The sequence below is a fragment of the Pedobacter sp. D749 genome, assembly GCF_019317285.1.
Classification (GTDB): domain Bacteria; phylum Bacteroidota; class Bacteroidia; order Sphingobacteriales; family Sphingobacteriaceae; genus Pedobacter.
In genome coordinates this window covers 995,745-1,010,240 of sequence record NZ_CP079218.1, presented here as the reverse complement: position 1 = coordinate 1,010,240, position 14,496 = coordinate 995,745, and the positions used below count along the sequence as shown (strand labels likewise).

Below are 14,496 nucleotides of genomic sequence, written 5' to 3'. Positions count from 1 at the left end.
GAGCAATGCAATAAAATATTCAGTTGATAGCCTGATGGATAGCCTTCTTTATCGACAGGTATAAACTGAATAAAGCTGTGTAAAATTATATCTATAAAAAGCTTTTAGGGTTCCGTGCATGCTGGCGCTTGCTTATCAGGAAATATAGATAAAAAGCCAATTGCATGTAACAAAACTATAGACAAAATCTGAAGACATTCTGAAGTTTTAAATTAAAATCTGTTAAATATTTGTTAATGATGAATCTGGGGAGCAAAATCGAAACACGGCTTAAGTAATTAATCTTGCAATTAGAAATGCCGCCCCGGCAGCAATCAAACCTATTGCAGTCACTTTTAAAGCGCCTTTTATTGGCGGCTGGCCGGTTACCTTGCTTTTGAAATAGCCAAATACAAACAAACAAATGGTGGTCAGCACAGCGGAGAGGATAAGTCCATTCTGCGGCATCGAAGTAAAAAAATAAGCTGATAAGGGTAGCATGCCACCAACACAATAAGAAAACCCTATGGTAAGCGCACTGTTTCTCGCCCTGTTCACATCTGGTTTTTCCAGACCCAGCTCAAATTTCATCATAAAATCTACCCAGTGGTCTTTATTCTTACTCATCTGATCTACAATAAGTTGCTGCGCGTTATTATCCAGTCCGTATTCGGCAAAAATCTCTTTTACCTCTTCTTTTTCCTTTTCGGGTACATTTTCAACTTCCAGGTATTCCCTTTTCAGCTCACTTTCATAGTGCTCCTGCTCTGTTTTTCCCGCCAGGTAACCGCCAAGTCCCATAGCAATGCAGCCAGCAATGATCTCCGCAATACCCGCAGTAATGATAATTGAATTGCTGCTAACCGCAGCACTCAGCCCGGCAGCAAGCGCAAAGGGCACGGTGAGCCCATCACTCATTCCGATCACGATATCAGAAATGAAAGCTGAGCTTTTTAAATGCTGTTCATTATGAAACTTACTCATATGTTTAGCCTTATGTTAAATTAAATATCCGTCATCTTAATTTTCTCCACCGTTGATCATGTCCGAAACAATTCCCTTTCCATCCTTCCGCTCGGCCAGGAACACGCCTGCCAGGTGAAGAACAATAAAAGCCAGTATCAGGTACATGCAGAAACCATGAAATTCCTTAATGCTGTGGTTCATGTTTTGCGGGATGCCGGTATAATCTTCAAAAGCAAGCAGCAGGCCGGTAACCACCATAATAAGAAGCAGGAGGTAAAAAATGATGTAAAGTCCTTTTACCACCAGTTCGTGCTTTGCTGTTTCACGTTCTTTTTTTAAGATAAAATATGCCTGATAAGCTTTTTTGAGTTTGGGAAAGAGTTTTTGCGAGGGAGGCATAAAAAACGCTGCAATTAACCTGAACAGAAAAAGCGCGGCTAAGGCATAGCCAAAATAAATATGTATGCCCCATACCTGATCTTCCAGGCCATGTGTAACTGCACCGGCCTGTTTATCGCTTATTGAAACTCCTGCATTTATCAGTTCATTTTTCACAAAGCTACGTTGCGATCCATCAAAGAGCGTGGAGTTGATCAGCACGGTGAATAGTGAACCGGAAATGATGATGAAATTTACCCAGTGCCATAAACGAGTGGCAGGGGCATATCTCTTTCCTTTTTTGATCGCTCCGATTTCCTGATTGTTGGGTTCGATAATGGACATGTATTTTATTGATGGTTAAATGTAATGGTGAAGGTGTGCAGGTCCTGATGATAGGAATAATCAAGCTGGTAACGTTGCCGGTTGCAGATCTGTTTCAGTATGGCAAGCCCCAGCCCTGTACCTTCTGAGGCATTATCTTTATAAAAACGGTCGAATATTTTTTCGGGATCAAGCGCTTTATTGTGTCCGGTATTGGCAAATACGATTTTATCAGTTTCCAGACTTATCTCAATTTTACCTCCATCGTAATTATGTCTGATTACGTTGCTGAAAAGATTATTAATCAGTATTTCAAGTAAGCTACGGCTTGCAGAAATGCTCACATCAGCTAATGTACTTTCTACAGTGATATTGCGCTCCGAGATAAGTTCCTGGAAGTAAACTTGCTTTTCTTCAATAAGCGATTTCAGGTTAATCTGTTCTTCGTCCTGCAATAAATTGTTATCAATTTTAACCAGGAGTAGTAGTGATTGGTTAAGCTTGGTTAAACGGGAGGTGGCCTTGTACAGTTCAACCAGTGTTTCGCCATCTTCTTTCCCAAGTACATTAGACTGGAGCATGTTATCGAGCTTCGAATTGATCACCGCCAGGGGCGTCATCATTTCATGGGATGCATTTTCGGTAAACAGCTTAATCTCGTTATAATCAGATTTCACCTTCCCCGAAAGTTCCACCAAAACTTTGTTTAATTGCCTGAATTCTGCCACGGGCATTTCTACAGGCTCGTACGGCCGTTCATGATTAATATTGAAGGCCGTAATATTTTTTAAGAGCTGCTCAAAAGGCGTCCAGATTTTTTTGAGCAAAATCCTGTTTACCAATAATACAAGGGCAAAAAGCAGCATCACTGGAATGAGAATAATGAGGCAGATGTTCCTGATTTGCTCCTGCCGTTCAAATTTAGAGGCGATAACCAGAACACAGTAAGGTTGCCCAACCAGTTCGAGTTCGGTTTTAAGATACCTTGCGGTTTCTTTGCGGTGCTTAAGGGGATTATAGAATAGCGTATCACCATAGCTACTGGAAGGATTGGCCTTTTCTATTTTTTTATATTGAACAACAAGGTCCTCAAATTCATGCGGCTGATAAAAATTACCTTTTGCTGAGTACTCCTTTACCTCCATTACCTCTTCCACCAGGTCATGGTCAATTTGCTGATCAAGATAATAGACAAGCATCCGGTAAAAAAGAAATCCGATCAGCAGCAGTCCGAAAAGACTAATGATAATCAGTATCCTGTTGTATCTGGTAAATAGCTTCATACTTCTGTGAATTTATAACCAATGCCATATACGGAATGAAAGTAATCCCTGCTGCCCGCATCAGTAAGCTTTTTACGGATGTTCTTAATATGAGTATAAATGAAATCAAAACTATCGGCCATATCAGCATCATCACCCCAGATGTGCTCAACCGCCGCAGACTTAGAAATCACCTTACCTTTATTTGCAACGAAATAAAGCAGGAGATCAAATTCTTTTTTGGTCATATAAACTGAGTTACCACTTACCAAAACCTCTTTTGCATCCAAATCAATTCGTATTTCATTGAATTCGATATGGCGGTCTCCATTCGCGCTTTTCCGGCGTACAACAGCAAGTATTCTTGCATTCAGTTCAGATAGATGAAAAGGCTTAATCAGGTAATCATCGGCACCAAGGCTCAAACCTTCTATCTTTTGATCAAGAGAGTTTCTCGCTGATATAATGATCACCCCTTCCGGTCTGTTCATCCTTTTAAGATAATTCAGTAGCTGAAGACCTTCTCCATCCGGAAGGGTCAGGTCAAGCAAGATACAATCATAGTCATAACTGTTCAGCCGATCAAGTGCCTCAGCATAGTTGGAGGCCATGCTACAAAGATTACCCTCACAGGTAAGGTATTGTGCTATACTACGCTGCAGGCCTAACTCGTCTTCAATAATCAGGATCTTCATGATGAACAAATATGGTATAAGATACTGAAGACATATTGAAGTTTTGGAACAAAATGAAGAAAACTATCTTAATCGCACATCCTGCCGAAATAATGGTAAAATCATCCTTTAGAAACTTGAAGAGCTTATACACGCGATAAGCTTCCGAAAACACTGTATAAAATTTCTTTATCGAAACTTCTAAGGGAATACTCTAGAGCCTGTTAAAATCACTTAGTTTAAGAAATTACAGCAAGAAAAGAGGTTAAACAAAGCTACTTTGAACGCTGATGATAAACCAAATTTATTAGAGATTTTTCTTTGTGTTTTGAGATATTGTTTCTAAATTGCCTATGCGAATTACTAATTAATATCATCATTCACTTAAACACAGAGCTAAAATCAATTAAATTTCTTTAACAATATTCCTGGTCGAGTGGTAGCCCCACATTTTCAATTTCTCTGTGAAGAGTTATTTGGTAGTTCGCAGCGACCAGGATACTTTATTTTACGGTTATGCGAACTACCAAAAGTAAAAACAAAAACACACAGCTCCCTGCTCAGGTTGTAGCTGAATCAGCCAACATGAATGTATTACCTGCCATTTGCGCGGTAAAGGCTACCTTACATCATATTGATGGCCATGTTTCTGAAATCATGATGACTTTGCCACGCTACACCGGTTGGGCAGAATTTTTAGAAGATGGACAAAATTCCATTCGGGAATATGTGTATCAGCTCACCCGGCATTGGATTCGAATTACCCATTTCTTTATAGAAACCGGAACCATCACCGCTAATGGAACAATAACCTCTTGCTTTTTACCACGCAGGTTCGATATCCCACTGGGCAAATTTTATAAACCAATGGCGCCCGGTTCCTGGGTATCGGCCAATCAACACCCGCACCATCCTAAGTATAACCAAAAAGGATCGAGCAAAAATTTATCAGCGTTGATGGCTATTGCGGGCACCAGAAATGATGTTGTTTATCATCAAATAGAACCGAATATAGTGCTTTGCGGTATTCCATTCGAAAGTAAATCAGCCTATTTCGAAAAAGGCGATATTCCTATCGGGCATTTCCAAAAGAACGGAACCGAATATATGGTGATTTACAGTTATCTTGCTGATGGGAAAGGAAGTTTTGAGTGAGCTAAGGAAGTAAAAAGGTAATGCAAATTTAGCCCCTACTATTGTGGGGGCTTTTATGTGATAAAAAAGGCTGCTATTTTGAACTAGGTGATTTTTCTTTGGATTACCTTGACCAAAGATTATAATAGAACAAAGAATTTGGCAGATCTGGAAGCAAATAATTTAATATTTTTACTTACTGCAAATCATCTTATCAATTTATTTCAGAAAATTGGTTTGAACATTAAGAATTTGTAATTTGATTTCTGAAATTAATGCTTATGGATACTCAAATGCGCCTATATTGGGAGGCTTATTCCGAAACTTTTACAACTGATGATTTAATCAGGGTAATGCATAATCCTTTAAGGGATTATGAAGATGAATTTGTTAATGGTGCCATAGTTGATATAGGTTGTGGTCAAACAAGTTTTCTCTTTGATTATATCAGTACAAACAGAAAATTAATAGGGATTGACAACGAACAATTTCAACTTGACCAACTAAAAAACAGGTTAGATGCCCTACCCATTACAGACGAAAATATCGAATTGTTCAATCTCACTTTGCTTAGTGATCCTTTGCCATCAGAAACCTATTCTGTAGTTTTTCTGGCTAATATCCTCCACTTTTTTAATTTGGCACAATGTCAGGATATAATAAGCCAATTGAAGTTAAATTTAATTTCAGGTTCATTGATATGCGTATGGGTTCATTCAGACAAATATTATAGTAATGACCCAAGTAACCCAGAAAATAATGAATATTTCAAGCATTATTTTACGTTAGCAAATCTAGATAGTTTATTCATTCCATCAGGCTTTGAAAGACTATTATTTTCGGAAACAGAACGCTTGTCCTCAAAAAAGGAGATGCAGACTCAGGAAAAATGGCTTGAAAAAATTCTCGATCACATGAATATCTTCGATAAAAGTGAACGAAAATCAATCATGAACGAAGAATTGATAAATCATCCCGAGGCCGATATAATGTGTATTTACAGACTATCATAGCACAATAATATTGAAGGAATTATAAGAAAAATATATTCCCACAACCTATCAACTTGGCAAGAAAAAATAACATGATTTTTATAAACTGATTTTTCACTTCATAGTGTATAATGAAAGTATGCCGATTATCTAGATACCAGTTGATCAAATTATATATTGGACAAAACAGCTTTGATTGACCCCATCTCACCAAAATCATAAAAGCTACAATCTATTCACATCCAGAAAATTAATGAGATTAATAAATTGACGAGATGGGTTCAAATATTTTGGTCTATCCACCAGGCAACTATTAATTATTTAATACAATTTCCAAAATGTCAGCTTTCAACTTTATCGCTTTCGATACGTTCATTCCGCTTATGGCATTTGTGGAATTTTTGGAGCTTTTCGGTTGCCAGTTAACCATTCGATTGAAAAGGTTATAGAGTATACTCATATAAACCTGTTTGTGTTCAAATTTTAGCTTCTCAACAGAAAGTTCGTCTTTGCAAAGGTGAATCAATTCTTCATAAAATTGCGCAGTTTCATCTGGAGCGGTGGCGGACATTCCTTGTATAATTTTTTGAATTATGCCCGCAGTAACTTTCATTTCCTCCTCTGACTGAGTTGCTGCACTAGCCGAAATTCCTACTGAATGTGGTTCTTTCCAGGCCCTTGAAATAATATCTGCTATGCGGGACCTCAAATTGTTATTATCTGATTGAGAAAGCTTTTTACCCTGTAATAAAGTGAGCAGAAAATCTTTGCTTAGTTCAATATTTCCTCTGCCTTTATCAATATCTTCTCTGGTTTCGGAACTTAATATATCTATCAAAGCATCAATTACAAATTGAATCGCAGAAAGTTCTCGAAGATTATTAGAAGATATGATATCATCTAAAGCAGGTGACACTTTCGCTTTATTATTTTCAGTTTCAATTTCTATACTTTCCGGAAATTGGCTGTCGAGCTGGAATACTGAAGCAAATTTGCGATCAGATCGTCCATCTAGGGTATATTCCTCACGATATTTGGAAGAGATAGTAAATAAAAGTGCCTTACCCTTTTCTTTAAGCTCAAACTCGCTCCAGCTATTAACCATATCTTTCCAAAGTCCAATGATGGGTTTTGCTGCTTCATTAACTTTTGGATCTTCTGATTTCGATCGTTCCATCATTCCTTTGGAGGTAAGCGAAAGTACCGCCGTGCCTGGATCATCTGCTAGCACACTTGCGTACCTAGCTGACCAGCGCCCCTTTAATTGTGGTCCATCACTTAATAAAGCCATGAGTAACGTTGGTCCAATCCCACGAATAACCTCTCCCACAGGTTCCTGTCTTGCAAGATCCTCACAAATCAATGCGGTGAGGGCAAGCCAATCATTCGGTGCAAGGATGGTTAGTCGGCGTTGAGAAACGGTACAGTATTCAAACCATAGACTATCAGCGGTAAAATGCCCCTCTAACTCATATTGTCTGATTTGATTTCTGTCAAGTTGCCACCGATGATGTTTTCGCTGAGTATTACTGTGCCACTTACCCGAAAAGTGAATTGCTAAACGAACTTCGTTTAGAAAAGTGTCATTAATAGCTTCATTAATCGTTTTTTCCACATAATTACTCATCACTCCTGCCACAATTATAGGAAGCCTGGCCAGACATTTGGCATCTAAAAATCGATGATGTAATTCTTTGAGCAAGAATTTGTATTCATTATCCGACAGCGACATTTCTGGAAAAACCAATATATCCACCTGCTTATTTTCTTTACTGAGCTCCAAAACTTTTTCAACCAAATTTTGTAAAAAGGCTTGTTGAACTTCGCGGCCACTAACATTGGCTTTAAAGTACCTAACTGATTGATAATTATCACCTATGAGTTCAAAATCACTTGACTTAACCTCATATGGATATGGAACTGCTAAGATATTCAAGCTCTTGTTTCTCTGCTCCAACCAAGGAAAAGTACGCCAGAAAACTTCAACTTCTGTAGCATGAAAAGTTAGATAATGCGTGACCGATCTTGGTACCATTCCAGCTTGAGGCGTTCTCATTTTTGGCAGGACTACACCATGAAATTTAGGTATAGTACTAAGTGACCCAGTATTGATCAGTAATAAATTAGCTACGCAGAAAAAATTTCGATGAGAAAGATTTTGCTTGGCCAAGGGTTGGCCAAGAAATCCTAGGCCTTCGCAGCACGAATCGGCTAGTATATACATAAATAGAAGTGATTGGGTAAATGCCTCTACTTTTTTCCAGGAAGGTAACGCATTCACTTTGTAAATGTTACCCAAGACCCTTACATGATCTAACTTAACACTGTCTTCACTTATCCAATCGTTTAGTAAAACTTCAAAATGTTTTGAAAAGACTGGGTGATTAAGGAATGATTTGGCTGGGGCGTTTTTCAATAGTAAAGAATTAGAATATCTAACCCAAGCTCGTGCGATTGTTTTTATGTCATTTGTCCAAGAAGGGTTGTTCCATATAAGAGGATCCATTAGGAGCAACTTGTATGCACCTGTTCGATTGATAATTGTTGCGCAAAGGGCGAACATATCTGGTGGCCATTGAATCCAGTTTTTAAGGTCCCATTCTGGGTTGATACCAAAGGCAATTTTTTTGAAAGTTACTTCTTGAGGGCTATTCATTGTTAATATAGAGTAGTGAGTAATAATTAAATCAATATTGGTTTGTAGGTGTCGCTTCGGACACAGATATTTTTGTGTAAGTAAGAGTTATGTTTCGGAGCACATGACAATTTCACAAGATTAATAATCAACGAATCCGAAAAACTCTCTTTTTTTTACCTAAGGGTCAGTCCGCTACAAAAATCCCTAATCGATTGCACAAAAATTTGTAATTTAAGAAAAGCTTAGATGTTTTTTATGCAAGCTAAGCTTTTCTTAAAATAGGATGTGGGCTGTGATTTCTACTTATCGATATATAGGATATCACATTTGACTTCAAATCTCTTTTTCTCATTTGCATCGGGAATGAAACTTTTTTCAATCTCGATGGGAACGGGTATAAAAATTCTGTTCTTCATGAATATAGTACAGGTTTCGAAAGTTCCGCCGCCAGAAGTTTCACTAATAAGTCCCATGGTTTGCAGATCATAATAAAGCCCAAACTCCCCAGAATGGTGTTCAAAAATAAATAATGCTTTTTGTCCACCCCAGACAATGGAAGTTTTATGTGGTTGGAGGAAAAACTCTCCGCGTTCATTTTTTATCTTTTCAGTGATGGCTAGAAAGCACCGGTATCCTTTGAGGGCAGGTTGGTCATCCGGGATGATGAGAATTTTTTTATTGGTTGATACATCAAGTCTTTCGATAGCGGGCAAGGGCCCTGTTGCCATTTCGGGCTGCTGAATGCTTTTTGCATTTTCCAACACATCGGGGACAATATCGCGGACCTGGGCAGTTGCGTTTACATCAACAGTCTGAAAGCTTTTTACAATTAGGTTACGGGCCTTTTCAGATGCCTGCTGAAAAGAAATATTTCCTTTCAAATGCTCATCCCATATTAATCTCAAATCATCAATATCCTCATTATCGTATTCAAAAATTTCTCTGGAACGGTTGATCATTTTTAGGAATGCTTCAGCCCCTTGACGAGTGCTGCTAGGCACAAGGTCAGCGACTTTCTGAAAAATGATATTTCGGACCGCATCTTTTACCATATGCGGAAATGCGCCGTATTCATTCTCATAGACATCCAGCATCATCCGCACGGTTGAGCCCTTCGGATCCAGACAGATTTCAATAGGCTGGCTAATCCTGTCCACCAGTATCGGCAGGTCATGGGTAATGCTGCCAAATCTTACTTTCACTTTCAGAAAATAATCTACCTCCAGAATGGACTCTATCTTATAAGCCAGTGCAGATGCTCCAAGCCCGACTTCTGCGTTTGTAAGTGATTTAATTACCCGAGGGTTGTCCGACAATTCTTCGACAGTACAATATAATTTTAAATATCCCAGTTCACATTCTCTGCGCGGGCTGGATTTTGTGATCATAATTAGTGGCCTGTCTTCTGAAGCATGCTCCATGATTGAACCGTCATTCCCGTGGTACACCAGCAAGGGTTTTAAATTTGCCATGGTTTTTAGGTCTTTTAAGGCTGCCGAGTCGCCAGGAGTCAATTTCACGCGTAAAAATGAACATAAATCATATCGCCCTGTTCTGGATGCCCAATTGACAAAGTATTGATTTGAATTGCTCTCTGGGCGTTCCGCGATTTTGAGGGAGACTAATGTATCAATGACCCTGAACAATCTTTGTAGTAGACCTATGCTTTCAATGGTCAGGGCTTCCCGCCCAGCAGTAGGTTGCAAGAAAAGAAAGTTTGCTACTCCTCCAAAATTGTAAAATGAGGATACACTGGCTGTAGCCAGTCCAAATCCACTTCGTAAAGTTTGAAGGGAGGCTAAACCTTGTTTGAGTACTATTTCACCCGGTAGGGCCTGCAATCCAAGTTTGATTTCAGATACTTCAACCCGCAAATCACCACTGATGGCGCCCGATATTCGGATATTTGCGACAATACTATCGCCTAAATTAACTGCTTTTTCCTTATAGGACCAAGATTCCTGAATTTCTGATATTGCTGATTGTATTGGAGTTTTACTGACAGATTTTCCATTGACATTTACCTCAATGGGGAGGTACTTTACAAATTCTATAATATATATTTCTGCTTGTATAATGTCAACAGACTTATTTTGTTGCATTATGGCACTAACAGTAGTTCCCGGTTGGCCGAGTGGCGCAAGGGAATCAAGTGTGATACAATCTTTTGTAACCGATAAGGTTGAGCGGCTTGCACCTGATTTGGTTCTGCTGCCATCGATAGCACTTTCGGTCTCAACATCTAAAGTTTCCGCAATACCAAAATTAGCCATCGCGCCAATTCCAAATGTACCGACTACGCCTGCTGCTTGTGCTTCCGGGGTATTTTTACTGCTCGAACCTGCACGCCAGTAGTGCTTGGTCAAATCCGAGCGTGTCATCCCAAGTCCGTTATCGCTGACAGTAATGGTGCTGCTTGTGATGTTAATATTAATTTTAGGGTTAAAATCATCTCCCTTATGTATACGCTGGAGAATGGCGTCATAAGAATTCTGAACATTTTCACGCAGGAATGCAAATGGGGTTGGATAAATTTGGCTAGCAAGCAGCTCAATTATCCGACTTATTTCTATCGAGAAAGGAATTTTATTCTGGTCACTCATTTTTTTATCTATTTGAGTTTGTATTTAATCTTTTTTAACAAATCTGTTTTGGCAATTGCGGGAAGTTCAACTGCTGCGGCATATTGCTCAACTGTTACCTCTGCTCCAGCAAAATCATCCAGTTGAATCTGAGCATTAACTCTTAGCATTAGGTCGCTTATTGATTGGATATTATCCATTGAAGTGATGATATTGATCCACTTGCCTAATTTTTCCCATGCCTCAAGCAGTAATTCCTTCTGATAGGAAGCAGGTTCAATTTCCATTCCTTCCAGAATTGCAAGAGCCTCTTCGAATTTCCCTGATTTGATTAACGCTTCTGCATAACTTGTCAATTGCCTAACTTGCCTCGCCTGGTCTACTTGAATAGTATGTTTATCTATTGCCCCAATTGGTAAGGATAATTCGATGAAGCTCCTGCCCGCGTTTTCTACGAGTGCAGCAGCGGTAAACATATTCCCAAAAGTCATCTCCCGAACGTGAACGGTTACACCCTGAAAATTATCTGCTATCTCAAGAATATTGTACTGACGTCTGTAGCCCGATGGAAGATCATATCTCCCGGCACAGAGCGAACCTGCACTAACAAAAGTCATACGCTGCTGCTGATCTGGCAGGTTGATCTCATAGGGCGTAATCTGAGCCTTGTGCTGATGACCATAAATCCCTAGCTTAAAGTTTCTCCCAATCATATCTTTGACTATTTCGACGTCCATGTAATCTGTAGAATATGGAGGTCCATCGATATTGTGGTGCCATACTGCAATCAGGAGCTGAATTGTCTTGCAGTTCCTGAAATCAAGGTGACTTCTGGCGATTGCTTCTTTCTTTATCCTTCCATGGTAGGCAAAACAATCATTACCATGACAGGAATTGAATGCTGCAATACCGATTCTACCATCAAAAAGAGTAAAAAGGTTGACATCCTGTTTTGCTTGTACTTTGAATAGATTAGTGGTCCCTCTGTAAAAATCCTCAAAAAATTTCCAGAAGGCGTCAAGCCTTTTTTCATATAGATCAGGTTTAATGATCTTAAAAGCAGCTCTTTCCTTCCAGCTCCATCTTAAAATTGAATCTTCCTGTCCCAAAAGCTGTTGAAAGTTTTTTGGAATATCAGATTCTGGGATTATTTCCATTGCTTTGAAGGCAGTGTTCCAATCAACATCATGATTTCCGGGAATGATTATAATTTTAGACTTGTCTCCGTCCAAGAACTCATCAACAAGCCGATTTAAGAACTCTGCCGCGGTTTTATATTGTTCGGCAAGAGCAGTTTCAAAATCAGGATAATCCAACGAAACACCTTGTATAATATCACCGCTAACAATGATCGCATCAGGAGATGCAATTGACTTGTTTTCTGATTTATAGCGATCTCTGTCCATTAACAAAGAGGAAATCAATTCATCATTGGAAATCGGGTCAGTAGAGGACCGGTGCAAATCCGAGATGTGCAATATAGAGAGTGCGTTATTCATTATAATGCTAAGTTAATATTATCACCCCACATTTATAACTTTTTTTACTAACCAAATCTCTCTTGGAGATTACCTTTCCTAGCGCAAGTCTTAGCGGCTAGGGAACTGTTATCGCTGACTTGTGCTTTCCAAAAACTCAATAAATTAATTATTCATAATAATCATTTTATCAAAGCACAAATCAATATAGAATAAAAAACCGAAGTCAAGGTTAATAGACTTGAACTCCGGTGAAGTACCGATTAACAGAGGCTTCCCCTATCAATTCAGCCAAATAAATTAGGTAAAGAAATCAAAACCAATCATTAACGTGGTGAAACAGGTAGTTACCGTGGCGAAACGAGCATTAAACACCAGCATTCTACCCAATTGCAATTACCCTGCACTTTGTTAATATTAACTTAACACAACAAACATCTTTTCTCCATATCTTCGTGCCGCATTGAAAAATGATCTATGTTAACGCGAACAACCAGACATTAAAATCAAAGCATGAAATTAAAAAACATCCTTACCTATTCAGGATTTATCGGCATCCTGATCCTATCCTCCTGTTCAAAAAAAACAAGCATCGGAGATGAAACACCAACCACACCACCACCAAAAGCGCCAACGGCTTATGCCATAACGGAGACTTTCGAATCTGGTAGCAAAGGCTCTTATGCATTAGACAGTGTTCAGCTACTCACCGGCAAATGGACATTGAGCGATGCGCTGCTGGGCAATCTCGCAGCTGATGCTAAGGACGGCACGAAGTCTGTCCGGTTAAGAACAGGTTACCTGTCTATGAACTTTGATATCGCAGGCACTCAAATGATTTACGTTTCCCATGCCAAATATGGAACAGACGCCAGTTCAACCTGGCAGCTTCTGGCTTCCACCGATGGCGGTAAAACCTTCACGCAGTTAGGTACGGATATTACAGAAACCAGCACCACACTGGTTACCGATTCCTTTAAGGTTAATACAACAGGCAAAATACGCTTTCAGATCAAAAAAGCCGGTACAACCAGGATCAACATCGACGATATCATCTTTAAAGGTACAGGTGATCCGGGCATTACCGTAGGTGGAGCGGATACGGATCCTGTGGATAACGGCGGCTCCTCAGCAAGCCCTGGAAGAGGCACACCGGATGCAGGTGCGGATGCACCGCCGGCCGGAGGTGATAATTCTAACCTACTTTTTGGTAACCCATCAGGCGCCACGGCCAACCTGGTTTCAGCAGAAAATTACCTGATCGATCAAAAATATTATACCGAGAGTTACAGCATGACCCGCGGGACACCAAACTGGGTAAGCTGGCACCTGGATCCGAACAACTTTACTGGTGCAGCAAGCAGAAAAGACGATTTCGCTTCATTTACTGGCCTACCGGCAAATTGGTACCAGGTACAGAGCAACAGCTATTCAGGTTCTGGTTTTGACAGGGGGCATAACTGTCCAAGCGGTGACCGTACAAGCTCAAATACGGCCAATTCAGCAACTTTCCTGATGACCAACATGATCCCTCAGGCGCCGAACAACAACCAGAAAACATGGGAATCTTTTGAAAGCTATCTCCGCGCCCAGGCATTGAACGGATACGAGGTTTATGTGATCATGGGAAGTTATGGCACAGGCGGCATCGGTTCGGCAAGCGCATCGGTAGTGAATACCATCAACAATGGCAAAGTTACCGTTCCGGCAAACGTATGGAAAGTGGCAGTACTGCTAAAAACGGGAGATCAAGATATCAGCCGAGTGAGTAGTTCGACACGGGTAATTGCCATCAACACACCCAACATCAACAGCACAAATCCAAGCTGGAAGAACTATATTGTGTCTGTACGCGATATAGAAAGTGCAACGGGTTATAATTTACTTTCAAATTTACCGCAGAACATACAGGACGTGGTGGAGAAAGTGAAAGATCCTGGTAACTAAAACCAATTATTAACTTAAGGATATAGCTATTCCCCTACAGAGGCGAAATTTGCATCCCATAAACAAGCCGTATCAAAAATTGATACGGCTTTTCTATTTAATCCAGAAAGCACTATTAATCAAATCACCAGATTGCTTTCCT

The 14,496-nt window shown here is 39.7% G+C and carries 10 protein-coding genes; 3 read left to right on the top strand and 7 right to left on the bottom strand.

What is annotated here, in order from left to right:
- Positions 1-270: 270 nt before the first annotated feature.
- From KYH19_RS04200 to KYH19_RS04185, 4 genes are read right to left on the bottom strand one after another with little or no spacing between them, the layout of a single operon-like run.
- Positions 271-963, bottom strand: a complete 693-nt coding sequence (locus tag KYH19_RS04200; protein ID WP_219077675.1) for a VIT1/CCC1 transporter family protein — start codon at positions 961-963, stop codon at positions 271-273.
- A 36-nt stretch (positions 964-999) separates the two neighbouring features.
- Positions 1,000-1,668, bottom strand: a complete 669-nt coding sequence (locus KYH19_RS04195; RefSeq protein ID WP_219077674.1) for a cytochrome b/b6 domain-containing protein — start codon at positions 1,666-1,668, stop codon at positions 1,000-1,002.
- Positions 1,669-1,673: 5 nt separating this feature from the next.
- On the bottom strand, positions 1,674-2,930 hold the full coding sequence (locus tag KYH19_RS04190) for a HAMP domain-containing sensor histidine kinase (protein ID WP_219077673.1): 1,257 nt from the start codon (positions 2,928-2,930) through the stop codon (positions 1,674-1,676).
- Entirely contained in the window at positions 2,927-3,604 is a 678-nt protein-coding gene (locus tag KYH19_RS04185; RefSeq protein WP_219077672.1) for a response regulator transcription factor, read from the bottom strand. Before KYH19_RS04185 ends, KYH19_RS04190 begins: the two co-directional genes overlap by 4 nt.
- A gap of 495 nt (positions 3,605-4,099) precedes the next feature.
- Here KYH19_RS04185 and KYH19_RS04180 point away from each other — a divergent pair, with 495 nt between their 5' ends.
- A complete protein-coding gene (locus KYH19_RS04180; protein WP_219077671.1) occupies positions 4,100-4,738 on the top strand; it encodes a hypothetical protein in 639 nt (212 codons plus the stop codon).
- Positions 4,739-4,998: 260 nt separating this feature from the next.
- Positions 4,999-5,730, top strand: a complete 732-nt coding sequence (locus tag KYH19_RS04175) for a class I SAM-dependent methyltransferase (protein WP_219077670.1) — start codon at positions 4,999-5,001, stop codon at positions 5,728-5,730.
- A 292-nt stretch (positions 5,731-6,022) separates the two neighbouring features.
- Here the strand turns inward: KYH19_RS04175 and KYH19_RS04170 are convergent, their stop codons facing one another.
- The 3 genes from KYH19_RS04170 to KYH19_RS04160 form a co-directional block, all read right to left on the bottom strand.
- Entirely contained in the window at positions 6,023-8,365 is a 2,343-nt protein-coding gene (locus tag KYH19_RS04170; RefSeq protein ID WP_219077669.1) for a hypothetical protein, read from the bottom strand.
- Positions 8,366-8,646: 281 nt separating this feature from the next.
- A complete protein-coding gene (locus KYH19_RS04165) occupies positions 8,647-10,950 on the bottom strand; it encodes an ATP-binding protein (RefSeq protein WP_219077668.1) in 2,304 nt (767 codons plus the stop codon).
- A gap of 8 nt (positions 10,951-10,958) precedes the next feature.
- Positions 10,959-12,428, bottom strand: coding sequence for a metallophosphoesterase (locus tag KYH19_RS04160; RefSeq protein ID WP_219077667.1), 1,470 nt, complete (start codon positions 12,426-12,428; stop codon positions 10,959-10,961).
- 492 nt (positions 12,429-12,920) lie between these two features.
- On the opposite strand from KYH19_RS04160, the gene KYH19_RS04155 reads away from it, so the two are divergent.
- The gene (locus KYH19_RS04155; RefSeq protein WP_219077666.1) at positions 12,921-14,354 is read left to right on the top strand and encodes a DNA/RNA non-specific endonuclease; all 1,434 of its coding nucleotides are present in this window, start codon (positions 12,921-12,923) and stop codon (positions 14,352-14,354) included.
- The last annotated feature ends 142 nt before the right edge of the window (positions 14,355-14,496 follow it).